The following is a 14876-nucleotide window of genomic DNA, read 5'->3' as shown; positions in this document are numbered from 1 at the left end:
TCGGCAATTGACCTAAAGTGCCGCACGTCCTTCGCGCGCGCAAAGGCCGCTGCAGCGCCTTCGATCGCTGCAGATCACGATAGCGTCAGATCACGCCAATTTCACGTCTTCGGCCCTTCTGTCGCGTGAAATCAGTCGGCCGAGTGCCGCAAGGCGGCCGCGGCCGCCACCGGTCCGATCACCGCAAAGAACAGAGTTATCGCCATCAAGATCATGAAGGGCGGCAGGAAGGGGGCGGGATCCTCGACTGCCGCATAGGTGGCGCTGACCCCGAAGATCAGCACCGGGATCGCGAGCGGCAGCACCAGGATCGAGACGAGCAGCCCGCCGCGCGGCAGCGCCACGGCAACGGCGGCGCCGACCGCGCCGATCAGGGTGATCGCCGGCGTCCCGCCGAGAAGGGTCAGCATGGTGGCGCCGATCGCCCGCTCGTCCATGTTCATGAAAAGGCCGAGAAAGGGCGAGGCGATCACCAGCGGCAGGCCGGTCGCGGCCCAATGGGCGGCGCATTTGACGAAAACCGTAAGGAGGAGCGGCGTCTCCTGCATCAGCAGCAGGTCGAGCGAGCCGTCCTCGCGCTCCGCCTGGAAGAGCCGGTCGAGACCGAGGAGCGCGGCAAGCAGCGCGCCGATCCAGAGGATCGCCGGGCCGATGCGGGCCAAAAGGTTGAGATCGGGGCCGACGCCGAAGGGGATGACGGCGACGACCGTCATGAAGAAGAGCACACCGATCATCGCGCCGCCGCCGGCGCGCACGGAAAGCTTCAGGTCGCGGAAGAACAGGGCGATCAATGGACGAATCCCGTCATCTGCAGCGCCTTCGTGCGCTCGATGCCGAGCGGCTGGTGGGTGGCGGCGATGACGATGCCGCCGCGATCGAGATGGGTCGCGACGAGCCCGGCAAAGAGCCGGTCGGCGCCGGCGTCGAGTGCCGCCGTCGGCTCGTCGAGGAGCCAGATCGGCCGATAGGCGACGAGAAGCTTCGCCATCGCCATGCGCCGCTGCTGGCCGGCGGACAGATAGCCGAAGGGCAGATGGGTGATGCCGGCAAGCCCGACCGCCTCGGCCGCCGCATCGAGAGCGATGCCGGCGCCGCCCGGCGAATCGCCGAGGAACCGCTGCCAGAAGGAGAGATTCTCCTCGACCGTCAGTTCCCGCTTCATTGCGTTGCGATGGCCGAGATAGTGGCTGAGCTCGTGCGGATGCTCGAAGCCCGGGGGCCCGCCCTCGAGGTGGATGCGGCCCGATTCGGCCCCGAGCAGGCCTGCCAGAACGCGCAGCAGCGTCGACTTGCCGGAGCCGTTCGGCCCCGTCACCACGAGGGCCTCACCGGCGGCAAGGACAAAGGAAATATCGTGGAAAATCAGGTCCTCGCCGCGCCTTGCACTCAAACCTTCAGCCAGCAGGCGCATGAATTTTCCGCTTCCCTTCGCGCGTCTTTTCGCAGAGCAAAAAAAGTTCCGATTGCACCTTGGTTGGTCTGGCACGATTTGGAGAAATTATCTATAAGGCGGCCAACACGCCAGCGGTCGGCGTGAATTTCATCCTTGCGCCGAACATGGAATGACATTCCACGTACGGACAGCGGAAATGGCCGCACCCGCATCCCATTTCGCGCCGCACAAGCGCTCGGGCGTTCGTACGTCAGTTTTTGGCGATCAGACGGAACGGGGTATTTCCAGTGTCCAAATCCCTAGACAGTTTCAATTGTCGCTCCACGCTTACGGTCAATGGCGTGGATTATGTCTATTACAGCCTGCCGAAAGCGGAAGCGAACGGCCTTGCCGGCGTCTCGAAGCTTCCCTATTCGATGAAGGTTCTGCTGGAAAACCTGCTGCGTAACGAAGACGGCCGCTCGGTCACCAGGCAGGACATCGAGAACGTTGCCGCCTGGCTCGGCGACAAGGGCACTGCGGAAAACGAAATCGCCTACCGGCCGGCACGCGTCCTGATGCAGGACTTCACCGGCGTTCCCGCCGTCGTCGACCTCGCGGCGATGCGCGACGCCATGGTCTCGCTCGGCGGTGACCCGGAAAAGATCAACCCGCTCGTGCCGGTCGACCTCGTCATCGACCACTCGGTGATCGTTGACGAATTCGGCACGCCGACCGCCTTTTCCCGCAACGTCGAACTCGAATACCAGCGCAACGGCGAGCGTTACCGCTTCCTGAAGTGGGGCCAGCAGGCGTTCAAGAACTTCCGCGTCGTGCCGCCCGGCACCGGCATCTGTCACCAGGTCAACCTCGAATATCTCGGCCAGACCGTCTGGACCCGTGAGGAAGACGGCGAGATCACCGCCTATCCGGACACCTGCGTCGGCACCGACAGCCACACGACGATGATCAACGGTCTCGGCGTGCTCGGCTGGGGCGTCGGCGGCATCGAAGCGGAAGCGGCGATGCTCGGCCAGCCGGTCTCGATGCTCCTGCCGGAGGTCATCGGCTTCAAGCTCACCGGCAAGCTCAAGGAAGGCGTGACCGCGACCGACCTGGTGCTCACCGTCGTGCAGATGCTGCGCAAGAAGGGCGTCGTCTCGAAGTTCGTCGAGTTCTTCGGCCCCGGCCTCGACAACATGACGCTCGCCGACCGTGCCACCATCGGCAACATGGGCCCGGAATACGGCGCGACCTGCGGCTTCTTCCCGGTCGATGCCGAGACGATCAACTACCTCACCATGTCGGGCCGTGAAGAACAGCGTATCGCGCTGGTCGAGGCCTATTCCAAGGCGCAAGGCATGTGGCGCGAAGGCGACGGTTCCGACCTCGTCTTCACCGACACGCTGGAACTCGACCTCGGCGACGTCGTGCCTTCGATGGCCGGCCCGAAGCGCCCCGAGGGCCGCATCGCGCTCGAGAACATCGCCTCCGGCTTCGCGACCGCGCTCGAGAACGACTACAAGAAGCCCGGCCAGCTTTCCAACCGCTATGCCGTCGAAGGCACGGATTTCGACCTCGGCCATGGCGACGTGGCGATCGCGGCGATCACCTCCTGCACCAACACCTCCAACCCGTCGGTGCTGATCGCGGCCGGCCTGCTCGCCCGCAATGCCGTTGCCAAGGGCCTGAAGACCAAGCCCTGGGTGAAGACCTCGCTGGCACCGGGATCGCAGGTCGTCGGCGAGTACCTCGCCAAGTCGGGCCTGCAGAAGGACCTCGATGCGCTCGGCTTCAACCTGGTCGGCTTCGGCTGCACCACCTGCATCGGCAATTCCGGCCCGCTGCCGGGCCCGATCTCCAAGACGATCAACGACAAGGGCCTGATCGCCGCCGGCGTGCTTTCCGGCAACCGCAACTTCGAAGGCCGCATCTCGCCGGACGTCCAGGCGAACTACCTCGCCTCGCCGCCGCTCGTCGTCGCCTACGCGCTCGCCGGCACCGTCCAGAAGGACCTGACCAGGGAGCCGATCGGCGAGGACAAGGACGGCAAGCCGGTCTACCTCAAGGACATCTGGCCCACCTCGCAGGAAATCCAGGAGTTCATCTTCAAATACGTCACCCGCGAACTCTACGCGACGAAGTACGCGGACGTCTTCAAGGGCGACGAAAACTGGCAGGCGGTGCAGGTTCCGGCCGGGCAGACCTATTCCTGGGACGGAGCTTCGACCTATGTCCAGAACCCGCCCTACTTCGTCGGCATGGGCAAGAAGGGCACCGGCATTTCCGACATCAAGGGCGCGCGCGTGCTCGGCCTCTTCGGCGACAAGATCACCACCGACCACATTTCCCCGGCCGGTTCGATCAAGGCCGCCTCGCCGGCCGGCACCTACCTGCTCGACCATGGCGTGACGGTTGCCGACTTCAACCAGTACGGCACCCGCCGCGGCAACCATGAGGTGATGATGCGCGGCACCTTCGCCAATATCCGCATCCGCAACCACATGCTCGGCCCGAACGGCAAGGAAGGCGGCTACACGATCCACTATCCCTCGAAGGAGGAGATGTCGATCTACGACGCCGCCATGAAGTACAAGGAAGAGGGCGTTCCGCTCGTCATCTTCGCCGGCGTCGAATACGGCAACGGATCGTCGCGCGACTGGGCGGCCAAGGGCACCAACCTCCTCGGCGTCAAGGCGGTGATCGCCGAATCCTTCGAGCGCATCCACCGCTCGAACCTCGTCGGCATGGGCGTCATTCCCTTCGTCTTCGAGCAGGGCGTGAACTGGGAAGCGCTCGGCCTGAAGGGCGACGAGGTGGTGACGATCGAGAACCTCGCCAATGTCCAGCCGCGCGAGAAGCGCATCGCCAGGATTACCTATGGCGACGGCTCGGTGAAGGAAGTCCCGCTCATCTGCCGCATCGACACGCTCGACGAGGTCACCTACGTCAACAATGGCGGCATCCTGCAGACGGTGCTGCGCGACCTCGCCGCCTGATCGGCAGAAGCGTTATGGAAGCCGGGGCGTCGAACGATGCCCCGGCTTTGTCATGCCCGCCGGTTCCTGGCTCCAGCGGCGGCATCTCCGGACGCCTCACCCGCAATCACGGCAGTTCACTTTTCCCCAGCCCCCGCGAGGTCACTCCAACGTGACTTTGCGTTGAAAGGCCGGCGTCGTATGTAGAAACTCTCGCGAGAGCGCCAAACGGAAACGAACAGTGACGCCATGACCGCCGCCCGCAAGCCAATGATCCGACGTCTCGCCCTGACGGCCGGTTTTTTGGGTGCCGTCTGCGGCGCCGCCATGGCGGATGACGGCAAGGCGCTGAAGGGCGTCGTCGAACTCTTCACCAGTCAGGGTTGTTCATCCTGCCCGCCCGCGGACGCGGCGCTCAAGAAGCTCGTCGACGAGGGCGATGTCGTCGCGCTCGCCTATCACGTCGACTACTGGAACTATCTCGGCTGGGCGGACACGCTTGCGTCGAAGGAAAACACCGAGCGGCAATATGCCTATGCCCGGATGCTCGGCCGCTACGGCGTCTATACGCCCCAAGCGATACTCAACGGCCGCGATCATGCGAACGGCTCCGACCTGCAGGCGATCAGGACCCGCCTGCAGGCGATGAGCGACGGCGGCAAGGGCCTCTTAGTGCCGGTCGACGCCTCGATCGGCGGCGACGAGATCTCGATCAAGGTCGGCGCCGGGCAGGGCCGCGCAAATGTCGTCGTCGTCTATTTCGACCGGGCCAAGGTGGTCCGGGTCGAGAAGGGCGAGAACAGCGGCCGAGAGATCGCCTACTGGCACGCGGTGCGCGACATCCAGACGATCGGCATGTGGGAGGGCAAGCCCGAGCAGTTCACGCTGCCGGCCTCGGTCCTGATGGACGGCCAGGGCAACAGCGGTTGCGCGGTGCTGCTGCAGTCGATGAAGGACAAGGAAACGCCGGGAGCAATCATCGGTGCCGCAACGCTGCTCGCAGGGCCGCAGGGCAAGCTTTAGGTTTGGGATTTCTCACCGCGGACAGGCGAAGCCGCGGTCATCCATGTCCCTCACCCTAACTCTCTCGCCGCAGGTGGGGAGAGGGGATTTTAGGCGGACGCCGCGGCTCTCCTTCGCCCCGCTTGCGGGAAGAAGGTGCCCGGCAGGGCGGATGAAGGGCAGTTGCGACGGATATCCGCAAGGCGCGGAATTCGCGCGGAGGGGGTGGTTCGGCCCGGCAGCATCGAGGGGCTGGGGCTGAGGGTTCGAAGTTACCGGACCGAACCGGCCGTGTCTGCGTTCGAGAACCTCCCGCAGCACGGCGCCTGCCCGGACATACGGTGGCAACGACTCTGTCCGGCAGCGGTCGGAGTGTTGCGATGAATTGGGGCGGCGATTTGACTGAATTGCGGCAGCGGCAAGAATTGCGGGCATTGATCAACAGCTTCCGGCTTGCTTTTCGCCTCACCTGAGGCACACTGTCGTGGTCCTGTCACATCAGAAGGCCGAATTGCCGATGACCGATCAAACGGATTTGCCGCGAGGCGAAGCGCGTCACCACGGCCAGACCACCTCCGAGGTGGTCGTCGATCTTCATGAATACAAGAAATCCAAGAACCCCCCGCCCGTCACCTTCCACCGCCGCGAGCTCGACCTCATCCTCAGGCTCTACGGCCGCATGGTGGGTGAGGGCGAATGGCGCGACTACGCAATAGACCACCTGAAGGATCGGGCCGTGTTCTCGGTGTTCAAACGCTCCGGCGAGGCGCCTCTCTACCGGATCGAGAAGAACCCGAAGCTCGCCGCCAAGCAAGGCGCCTACAGCGTGCTCAACGCCCACGGCACGATCCTGAAGCGCGGCCAGGAGCTCGCCCAGGTGCTCAAGGTTTTCGACAAGGTGCTGAAGCTCGTCGAAATCTGAGCGCATCGCCTTGGAGCGCAAAAACAAACAGATAGAGCGGTGGCGCGAACACATGTAAGCGCATCCGGCTCTATGCCGCTGATCCGCCTGCCGGCACCTTCTCCCCGCAGGCGGTCCGCAGGCGGGCGAAGGAGAGACTCGTGGGCGCCCTCGCCCGACATGCAGCGCGTCGAATCGATCAGCGCCAAACAAAAAAGGCGGCCGAAGCCGCCTTTTTCATTCCATCCAGTTCGCGCTACTCGTTCTTGTTGCCGAGGAACTGCAGCAGGAACATGAAGAGGTTGATGAAGTCGAGGTAGAGCGTCAGCGCGCCCATGATGGCCTTGCGGCCGGCGACGAGCGCGTCATCGCCTTCGTAGTACATTTCCTTGAGCTTCTGCGTGTCGTAGGCGGTGAGGCCGGCGAAGATGAGGACGCCGATCACCGAGATCGCGAAGCCGAGCGCCGAAGAGGCGAGGAAGATGTTGACGATCGACGCGATGATCAGGCCGAAGAGGCCCATGATCAGGAACGAGCCGAAGCCGGAGAGATCCTTCTTCGTCGTGTAGCCGTAGAGCGACAGGGCGCCGAACGAGGCGGCCGTCACGAAGAACGTCTGCACGATGCTCTGGCCGGTGAAGACCACGAAGATCGAGGACAGCGACAGGCCCATCAACGCCGCGTAGACCCAGAAGGTCGTCTGGGCGGCGGAGACGCTCATGCTATTGATGCGGAAGCTCATGAAGAACACCAGCGCCAGCGGTGCCAGCATCACCACCCACTTGAGCGGGCTCAGGTAGATCGCCTGACCGAACGCCGTCAGTTGGCCATCCGAAAACGCCATCTGGAACGTCAGGTAAGCTGCCACGCCGGTGATCGCCAGGCCGAGGGCCATCAGGTTGTAGACCTTCAGCATGTAAGCGCGAAGGCCTTCGTCGATCACGGCACCCGCCTGAGCGCCGGCGGGCGACATTCGGGTTTGGTAGTTTCTCAGATCAGCCATTGTTTCCTCTTTCAAGCCCCGGTTGAAGTTACGGTGTCGGGCGGCAGGTGTCTGTCGTCAAAGCGCCCAGGCGCCGCTGCGGGGCTCCAGCATGCCTGCCGTCAAATATGATGTCGAACGCCGCCACGCACAAGAGCCGACGCCCCGGAATCGCCCGAAGCCGGGGGCTCTGACCATCAAACTAGAGTGATTTACGGTTAATTTGGCGCTAAAGGCGCGGGTGGGAACCTTGCGGGCACGGGGAACATGTCCGGGCGGAATGGTTGCAGGGCCGATGCCGGCCGCGAAGCCGACGCCTCAGAGCTCGCGCAGGACCGGGGCGGCCTTCTGCCCGAGGATGCGCCAGGTGCCGGCAAGCCCGATGCCGACCGTCACCACCAGCGCGACGGCAATCGTCGCGACCGCCACGTCGGGCAGAAAGCGCGACGGCAGGGTCATGATGCGGCTGACGACGAACCAGGCCGAGACGCCGCCGGCGAAGAGCGCGAAGAGCGCGGTGGCGAGGCCGAGGATGACATATTCGTAGCTGAAGGCGCGGATCAGCATGCCGCGGGTGGCGCCGAGCGTCTTCAGGACCACCGCGTCATGGATGCGGGCGCGATTGCCGGCGGCAAGCGCGCCGGCGAGCACGAGGATCGAGGCGACGAGCGCGACCGCGGCGGCAGCGCGGATCGCCGTCGCGAGCTGGCCGAGCAGCGTGTTGACGATGTCGAGCGCGTCCTTGACGCGCACGCTGGTGATCGTCGGATAGGCATTGGTCACCGCTTTCAGGACTGCCGCTTCCTCCGCGGCCGTGGCATCGGCGTCGATGATGGTCGCAAGCCACGCATGCGGCGCGCCGGCGAAGGTGTTGGGCGAGAAGACCATGACGAAGTTGATCGACAGCGATTCCCATTCGACTTCGCGGAAATTGGCGATCCGCGCGGTGACGTTACGGCCGAGCACGTTGACGGTGACCGTGTCGCCGAGTTTCAGTCCGAGTTCCCGGGCTTCCTCCGCCGAGAAGGAGACGAGCGGCTCGCCGCTATGATCCTCCGGCCACCAGCTGCCCTCGGTGAGTTTCGAGTTCTCCGGTTTGTTCCTCGCATAGGTGATGCCGCGGTCGCCGCGCAGCACCCATTGGCCGCCGGGCGGGACATTGCGGCTGTTCACATCCTCGCCGTTGAACGCGACGATGCGCCCGCGCAGCATCGGCACCTCGACGACCTTTCCCTTCGGCATCGCCTGCCCGAGCAGGGAGCGGAAGCCCTCGATCTCGCTGCCCTGGATATCGACGAAGAAGAAGTTGGGGGCGCGCTCGGCCATGTCGCCGGTGAGCTCGCGCCGGAGATTGCCGTCGATCAGCGCCAAGGTCACCAGAAGCGCCAGCCCGAGGCCGAGCGACAGGACGACCGACGGCGTCAGCGCACCCGGACGGTGGACATTGCCGATCGCCAGTCTCAGCGCCGGCGAATGGACGCGCGGGCTGCGCCGGGCGAGCCAGGATATCAGGAAGGAGACGCCGCGGAGCAGGACGAAGGCGAAGGCGATCGCGCCGAGGAAGACCATCGAGATGAAGCGGTCATAGGCGGTCCAGACGGCAAGGCCGGCAAGCGCCGCGAGGCAAAGGGAGGCACCGGCAAGGTAGGGCCAGACCGGAAAGCCGCTCGGCTCGAAGCCCTGCTGGCGGAAGAGCGCGGTCGCCGGCACCCGGCGCGCCCGGCCAAGCGGCAGGACCGCGAAGGCGAGCGCCGTCAGCAGCCCGAAGAGCGCGGCGAGCGCGAGCGCCGAGGGAAAGAGCTCGAAGGCGGTGGAGACCGGCAGGAAATCGGCGAGGAACTGCGCGGCGACGAAGGGAATCAGCGCGCCGAGGCCGAGACCGATCGCGATCCCGAGCAGGGCGATCATCAGGATCTGGGCAAGATAGATCATCGCCACCAGCGACGCCGGCGCGCCGAGGCACTTGAAGGTCGCGATCACGCTGCGCTTGGCGTCGAGATAGGACCGCACGGCATTGGCGACGCCGACGCCGCCGACGATGAGCGCGGTCAGCCCGACCAGCGTCAGGAATTGCGAGAAGCGGGTGATGTTGGCGTTGAGCGACGGCGCGGCGTTGCCGCTGGTGCGGACGGACCAGCCGGCGGAGGGGAAGCGCGTCTCCGCTTGCGCGCGGATGAGCGGCACCTGCGCCGGATCGGGCAGGCGGACCTTGTAGCTGTGCTCGACGAGGCTGCCGGTCTGGACCAGCCCGGAGGCGGCAAGCGCGTCGGAGGAAATCATCAGCCGGGGGGCGAAGGCGAAGCCGTCGGAGACCGCATCCGGCTCGCGCACCAGCGTCGCATTGATCCTGATGCGGGCATTGCCGATGAGGATCTCCGCACCCGGCGCGACCCCGAGGCGCTCCATGAGCAGCGGCGCGGCGACGCCGCCGAAGACCTCGCCCTGCCTCGACAGGAGTTCGTCAAGCGGCCGCGCCGGCTCGCTTTCGAGGGTGCCGTAGAGCGGATAGTCGCCGTCGACGGCCTTGAGTTCGACGAGCGCCTGGTTGGAGCCGTCGGCAAGCCGCGCCATGGAGCGCAGGCCCGACGACACGGAGAGCTGGCCGAGGCCATCGAGGAAGGCGCGCTCCTCCGCGGTCGCCAGCCGATTGTCGAGTTCGAAGCGGATATCGCCGGCCAGGAGCTCCTGTCCTCGCGAGGCGATGGTGGCGCTGATCGATTGCGACAGGGAGTTGACGCCGGCGATCGCCGCCGTGCCGAGCGCGATGCAGGCGAGAAAGATATAGAAGCCTCGCAAGCCGCCGCGCATTTCCCTGAGCGCCAGGCGAAGCGCGAGAAGGGGCCGAAGGCGGCGGACGGCGGCTGCCTCGTTCATGCGGATGCGGCTCCCTGCCGGACCGAGGTGGTGAGCAGCTCGGCTTCGGCCTCGGCGACGATCTCGCCGGAGCGCACCCGCACCTGCCGGGAACACCGGCCGGCGAGCGCGGCGTCATGGGTGACGAGAACGAGGGTCATGCCGCGCTCGCGCTGTTCGGCAAAGAGGAGGTCGGCGATCTGCCGGCCGGTTTCGGCATCGAGATTGCCCGTCGGCTCGTCGGCGATCAGGAGCTTCGGCGAGGGCGCGAGCGCCCGGGCGATCGCCACGCGCTGCTGTTCGCCGCCGGAAAGCTGCCCGGGATAATGCGTCAGGCGCTCGCCGAGCCCGACGGCCACCAGTTCGCGCCGCGCGATCTCGAAGGCGTTGCGGACATTGGCGAGCTCCAGCGGTACCGCGACGTTTTCGAGCGCGGTCATGTTGGGGATCAGGTGAAAGGACTGAAAGACGATGCCGATGTTGCGGCCGCGGAAATCGGCGATCGCATCCTCGCTCAAGCCGCCGAGCGGCGTGCCGTCGATGGTGATTTCGCCGCTGTCGAGGCGCTCAAGCCCGGCCATGACCATCAGGAGCGTCGATTTTCCGGAGCCGGAAGGGCCGACGATGCCGACGGATTCCCCCGCCTCGATCGCAAGACTCACACCCTTCAGCACATGCACCGATGCCGCCGCCTCGCCCAGGGTCAGCTCCGCATTTTTCAGCTCGATGATGGTTTTTGCCACGCCGATTAGTCCTATATGAAATCCGAGAGGGCCGAGGGAACGATTGCCCGCAAGCTCCTGAAGCTAGGAACGAGCCTATGGCTTTAAAAGACTTTCTCCCGTTTTTCTTGAGCCTCGCAATGACAATCGCGTTATCGGCGACCGCGCGTGCCGAGAGCGTCAGCCTGGTCGGCTTCGGCGACAGCCTGATGGCCGGGTATCAGCTGCCGCCGGAGGACGCCTTTCCGGCGCGCCTCGAAAAGGCTTTGAGGGAGAAGGGGCTCGACGTCACCGTCGCCAATGCGGGCGTCTCGGGCGACACGACATCCGGGGGGCTTGCCCGCATCGACTGGTCGGTGCCGGACGGCACCAGGGGTGTCATCCTCGAGCTTGGTGCCAACGACGCCCTGCGCGGGATCCCGCCCGAGGAGACGCGCAAGAACCTTGAGGCGATGATCGCGCGGCTCAAGGGCCGCGGTATTTCCGTATTGCTTGCAGGGATGTTGGCGCCGCCGAACATGGGAGCGGACTATGCCGCGCGCTTCAATGCGATTTTTCCGGAGCTCGCCAAGGAACACAATCTCGTCTTCTACCCTTTCTTCCTCGACGGTGTCGTGACCGAGGCGGGCCTGAAGCTCGAGGACGGCATGCACCCGAACGGCGACGGGATCGGCATCATGGTCGAGCGCTTCCTGCCGACGGCCGAGCTTTTCGTGCGCTCGCTTGGGAAAGGAGAGTGACGAGGCATCCACAGTTAAGAGAACGTTAATGTTTCGTAATACCAAATAATAGTTGCGTGCAGGTGCGATGCGTGATTCGCTTGAGGCATCTGCAAGAGATTCGGGGAGCTCGCCATGCCGAGACTATTCACCGCCCTCGAAATTCCGCGCAATGCAGCAATGAGCCTTTCCTTGCTGCGCGGAGGTCTTCCCGGAGCTCGCTGGATCGATGTGGAGAATTACCACATCACGCTCCGCTTCATCGGCGACGTCGACTGGCGCACCGCCGACGAGATCATCGACAGGCTCGACCGGGTCGAGCGCCCGGAATTCCAGCTTCAACTGTCCGGCACCGGCGCCTTCGGCTCGAAGAAGCCGCATTCGGTCTGGGCCGGGGTCAGCAACAGCCCGGAAATGTACGCGCTCCAGGCGGAAATCGAACGCATCTGCCAGCGCCTCGGCCTGCCCCCGGATCCGCGCAAGTTCACCCCGCATGTCACGCTCGCGCGGCTGCGCTCCTCGCGCGTCGAGGACGTGGTCGACTATCTCTCCGGACGGGGCAATTTCATCACCTCGCCCTTTGCCGTCTCGCGCTTCGTACTGCTCTCGTCGCGCGATTCCGTCGGCGGCGGGCCCTACCTGACGGAAGAGGTCTTTCCGCTGCTCGAAGAGCGTTCGAGCCTGGCGAGCAGCGAGGAGCACCCGGCCTCCAACATCTGGTAAAGCGCTTCGAATGCCCCGGCAGCTTCGTAATAGGGATCGGGAACGTCCTCGTCCCGGCCGGCGGCATAGTCCATGAAGAGATGCACCTTGTCCGCCGTTGCCTCGGGGGCGAGGGCGCGGAGATCGCGGACATTGGCCCGGTCCATTCCCAGGATGAGGTCGAAGGCGGCGAAGTCCGCCACATCTATCTTGCGGCCGCGCAGGGCGGCGATGTCGATCCCGTGCGCCCTTGCCACCGCGACCGAGCGCCGATCCGGTGGGTCGCCGACGTGCCAGGCGCCGGTGCCGGCGGAATCGATCGAGATCGCCCGGGCTCGGCCCGCCCGCGTCGCGAGCTCGCGCATGATGCCCTCCGCCAGCGGCGAGCGGCAGATATTGCCGAGACAAACGAAGAGAATTCCGACCGGTTTCATGGTATCCAGTATCAAAGGGCAGGGTTGCGCCCGAATTCTTTGGGGCGCGACGTTGTCATTGGAGCGGGATGCACTCACATAGGCTCGCGCCGCCGCTCTATCTGTTTGGTTGTACCGCATTGTGCGACGTCAGGTGATTCCACCTGACTGCACAATGCTTTAAGCACAGGATAGCCAAGGAGGACAGCATGCGGCCGGAAAAACTGGACGCCGCGGCCATAGCCGAGCATCTGCACAAGATGGAAGGCTGGGTCCTCGACGAGCACGGCACGTCGATCTGGAAGGCCTTCCGCTTCAAGAATTTCGCCGAGGCCTTCGCCTTCATGACGCAGTGCGCGCTTGAGGCGGAGAAACTCAACCATCATCCGGAATGGTTCAACGTCTACAATCGGGTCGACGTGACGTTGTCGACCCATGATGCGAGCGGCCTGACCGAGCTCGACTTCAAGCTGGCGGCGAAAATGGACCACGCGGCCGCCGGCCGCATGCCCGATCATTTGAAATAGCGCCGGCCCTTCCCATATCAGGCAGTGGCGCCCGCATTGCGCAAGGGTGGCTGTAACTCCGAACCCCCGGACGGACACGAATGGACGACATCAAGATCGGTGAAATTCTTCTTCCCGGCGAAGAGTCCGAACAGGAGCGCAGGGAGCGCAGGGTGCGCCGCCGGTTCTGGCCGACGCTTCGCCGCGCCGCCCGGCAAATTCCCTTCAGCCGCGATCTCGTCGCGGCCTATTATTGCGCCGTCGACCCGAAGACGCCGACGCGCACGCGCGGCATCCTGCTCGCGGCACTCGCCTATTTCGTCCTACCGCTCGATTTCCTGCCCGACATGCTGGCGGTCGTCGGCTTCTCCGACGACGTTGCCGTGCTGACCGCCGCCTTCGCGGCAATCAGCGGCCAGATCAAGGAAGGCCACTACCAGAAGGCCGACGAGGCGATGCGCGACCGACCCGACGAATGACGGCAAGGCGTTTGCCGGCGCCCGGCGCGCCGCCGCCATCCGACGCTCTATGTCTCCTCAAGCCGGCCCGCGAGATTCAAGCGGCAATTCAAAGCGCTGCAGCGCGCTTGGCGCGCCCGATAAGACGCATGGCGCTGCGGGAAAGACAAACTCTTGCCCGATTCTTTGTGACATAGATTCGGGTGAAAGGGGCGGCTCTGCGCGGGGCTGCAAGGCGCCGCCTCCCGACTGCGATTTGAGACAGGATTTCCTAGCGGCCACGGCTCTCCAGTATCGACGTCGACCGAACCGGCAAGTCCGCATGCGAAGGGCAGGTTCGATGCATGCGGGTGTTCGTCTGGGGGAGGGCGGCTCTCCGGGGGCGTTGACGGTTTGGTAACCTGAATTAAGTCAAAATAACTCAAATTGTGACTATGCCTCGCCCGTCGGACCCTGTATCGGGCGGGCGTGAGCAAGACAAGCGGCAGGAACTCATGTTTGTAAGAAAGATCGCAACTGCAATCGCACTCGTACTGGCTGCGGCCGGCGTGGCTTCCGCTCAATCCCCGACGCAAATCCAGCAGTTCAACGCCTGGGGCGCCTATTCCTACCAGTCCGGCAACGGCAAGGTCTGCTATGTGCTATCCGTGCCGAAGGAGAAGAGCCCGGCCGGCGTCGATCATGGCGAAATCTTCTTCCTGGTCTCGCAGCGCCCCGGCCAGAACATCAGCTATGAGCCGCAGGCAATGATGGGCTATCCGCTGCAGGACAATTCGAAGGTGAACGTCGTCATCGACGGGCGCACCTTCGTCATGTTCACCAAGGGTAATTCCGCCTGGGTTGAAAACGCCGCCGAGGAGCCGGCTCTGGTCGCGGCCATGAAGTCCGGCAAGGACATGTCGGTCAGCGCGAAGTCCCGCAAGGGCACGGCGACCTCCTATTCCTATTCGCTCTCCGGCATCTCGGCCGCGTTGAAGCAGATCGAGGCCTGCAAGTAAGCCGGAGATTCGACCGCGACCTTCGATTTCGCGGTCGGGCGCCATCGCGAAGGCCGGTCCCTGGGGCCGGCCTTTTTGCATCGGTTCGTCATGTGAGGCGGCCCGGGCCCCTTCAGACGCAAAAAAGGCCGCTATTGCGCTTTGAAGCGGCCCACCCCTCGTCCTTGAATCGAGGAGGTCTAAGGCGACCTAGGCTCAGGACCTATTGATTAACAGGCTTCCGCTTTCGGTCGGATTCTGATTCAACATGGCAGGAGGTGCTGCCATGAG

Annotated in this window: 14 protein-coding genes; 8 read left to right on the top strand and 6 right to left on the bottom strand. The window is 64.7% G+C overall.

All coding sequences use genetic code 11. The features are described from left to right. Positions 1 to 131 precede the first annotated feature (131 nt). A complete protein-coding gene (gene ccmB, locus ATB98_RS02335) occupies positions 132 to 791 on the bottom strand; it encodes a heme exporter protein CcmB (RefSeq protein WP_066868541.1) in 660 nt (219 codons plus the stop codon). Beyond that, a complete protein-coding gene (ccmA, locus tag ATB98_RS02330; protein WP_066868539.1) occupies positions 788 to 1411 on the bottom strand; it encodes a heme ABC exporter ATP-binding protein CcmA in 624 nt (207 codons plus the stop codon). The genes ccmB and ccmA overlap by 4 nt, the downstream gene beginning before the upstream one ends. Before the next feature lie 269 nt (positions 1412 to 1680). Between ccmA and acnA the strand changes: the two genes are divergently transcribed. From acnA to ATB98_RS02315, 3 genes are all read left to right on the top strand, one after another. After that, complete coding sequence (gene acnA / locus ATB98_RS02325; protein ID WP_066868536.1) at positions 1681 to 4371, top strand: aconitate hydratase AcnA; 2691 nt, start codon at positions 1681 to 1683, stop codon at positions 4369 to 4371. A 228-nt stretch (positions 4372 to 4599) separates the two neighbouring features. After that, positions 4600 to 5373: a DUF1223 domain-containing protein gene (locus tag ATB98_RS02320; RefSeq protein WP_084435228.1), complete on the top strand. Its 774-nt coding sequence runs from the start codon at positions 4600 to 4602 to the stop codon at positions 5371 to 5373. 496 nt (positions 5374 to 5869) lie between these two features. After that, positions 5870 to 6274, top strand: coding sequence for a DUF2794 domain-containing protein (locus ATB98_RS02315; RefSeq protein WP_066868578.1), 405 nt, complete (start codon positions 5870 to 5872; stop codon positions 6272 to 6274). 235 nt (positions 6275 to 6509) lie between these two features. Here ATB98_RS02315 and ATB98_RS02310 read toward each other — a convergent pair whose 3' ends face one another. The 3 genes from ATB98_RS02310 to ATB98_RS02300 all read right to left on the bottom strand — a co-directional run bounded on the left by ATB98_RS02310 (position 6510) and on the right by ATB98_RS02300 (position 10831). Beyond that, positions 6510 to 7256 (bottom strand): Bax inhibitor-1/YccA family protein, encoded by a 747-nt coding sequence (locus ATB98_RS02310; RefSeq protein ID WP_066868534.1) that lies wholly within the window; start codon positions 7254 to 7256, stop codon positions 6510 to 6512. 297 nt (positions 7257 to 7553) lie between these two features. Continuing rightward, positions 7554 to 10109 (bottom strand): ABC transporter permease, encoded by a 2556-nt coding sequence (locus tag ATB98_RS02305; protein WP_066868532.1) that lies wholly within the window; start codon positions 10107 to 10109, stop codon positions 7554 to 7556. Then, a complete protein-coding gene (locus ATB98_RS02300; protein ID WP_066868530.1) occupies positions 10106 to 10831 on the bottom strand; it encodes an ABC transporter ATP-binding protein in 726 nt (241 codons plus the stop codon). Before ATB98_RS02300 ends, ATB98_RS02305 begins: the two co-directional genes overlap by 4 nt. Positions 10832 to 10908: 77 nt before the next feature. Here ATB98_RS02300 and ATB98_RS02295 point away from each other — a divergent pair, with 77 nt between their 5' ends. After that, entirely contained in the window at positions 10909 to 11550 is a 642-nt protein-coding gene (locus ATB98_RS02295; RefSeq protein WP_066868528.1) for an arylesterase, read from the top strand. Positions 11551 to 11664: 114 nt separating this feature from the next. Next, positions 11665 to 12252 carry an RNA 2',3'-cyclic phosphodiesterase gene (gene thpR / locus ATB98_RS02290; RefSeq protein WP_066868526.1) on the top strand — a complete coding sequence of 196 codons (588 nt, stop codon included), beginning with the start codon at positions 11665 to 11667 and terminating at the stop codon, positions 12250 to 12252. Here thpR and ATB98_RS02285 read toward each other — a convergent pair. After that, positions 12165 to 12665 carry a low molecular weight protein-tyrosine-phosphatase gene (locus tag ATB98_RS02285; RefSeq protein ID WP_066868522.1) on the bottom strand — a complete coding sequence of 167 codons (501 nt, stop codon included), beginning with the start codon at positions 12663 to 12665 and terminating at the stop codon, positions 12165 to 12167. The genes thpR and ATB98_RS02285 overlap by 88 nt on opposite strands. A gap of 188 nt (positions 12666 to 12853) precedes the next feature. Here ATB98_RS02285 and ATB98_RS02280 point away from each other — a divergent pair, with 188 nt between their 5' ends. The 3 genes from ATB98_RS02280 to ATB98_RS02270 all read left to right on the top strand — a co-directional run bounded on the left by ATB98_RS02280 (position 12854) and on the right by ATB98_RS02270 (position 14606). Beyond that, positions 12854 to 13171 carry a 4a-hydroxytetrahydrobiopterin dehydratase gene (locus ATB98_RS02280; protein ID WP_066868520.1) on the top strand — a complete coding sequence of 106 codons (318 nt, stop codon included), beginning with the start codon at positions 12854 to 12856 and terminating at the stop codon, positions 13169 to 13171. Between the two features lie 80 nt (positions 13172 to 13251). Continuing rightward, a complete protein-coding gene (locus tag ATB98_RS02275) occupies positions 13252 to 13629 on the top strand; it encodes a YkvA family protein (RefSeq protein WP_066868518.1) in 378 nt (125 codons plus the stop codon). 473 nt (positions 13630 to 14102) lie between these two features. Beyond that, positions 14103 to 14606, top strand: a complete 504-nt coding sequence (locus ATB98_RS02270; protein WP_066868515.1) for an invasion associated locus B family protein — start codon at positions 14103 to 14105, stop codon at positions 14604 to 14606. Positions 14607 to 14876 lie beyond the last annotated feature (270 nt).

The sequence above is a fragment of the Sinorhizobium saheli genome (assembly GCF_001651875.1).
Lineage (GTDB): Bacteria > Pseudomonadota > Alphaproteobacteria > Rhizobiales > Rhizobiaceae > Sinorhizobium > Sinorhizobium saheli.
This window is presented reverse-complemented; position numbering and strand designations above follow the sequence as displayed.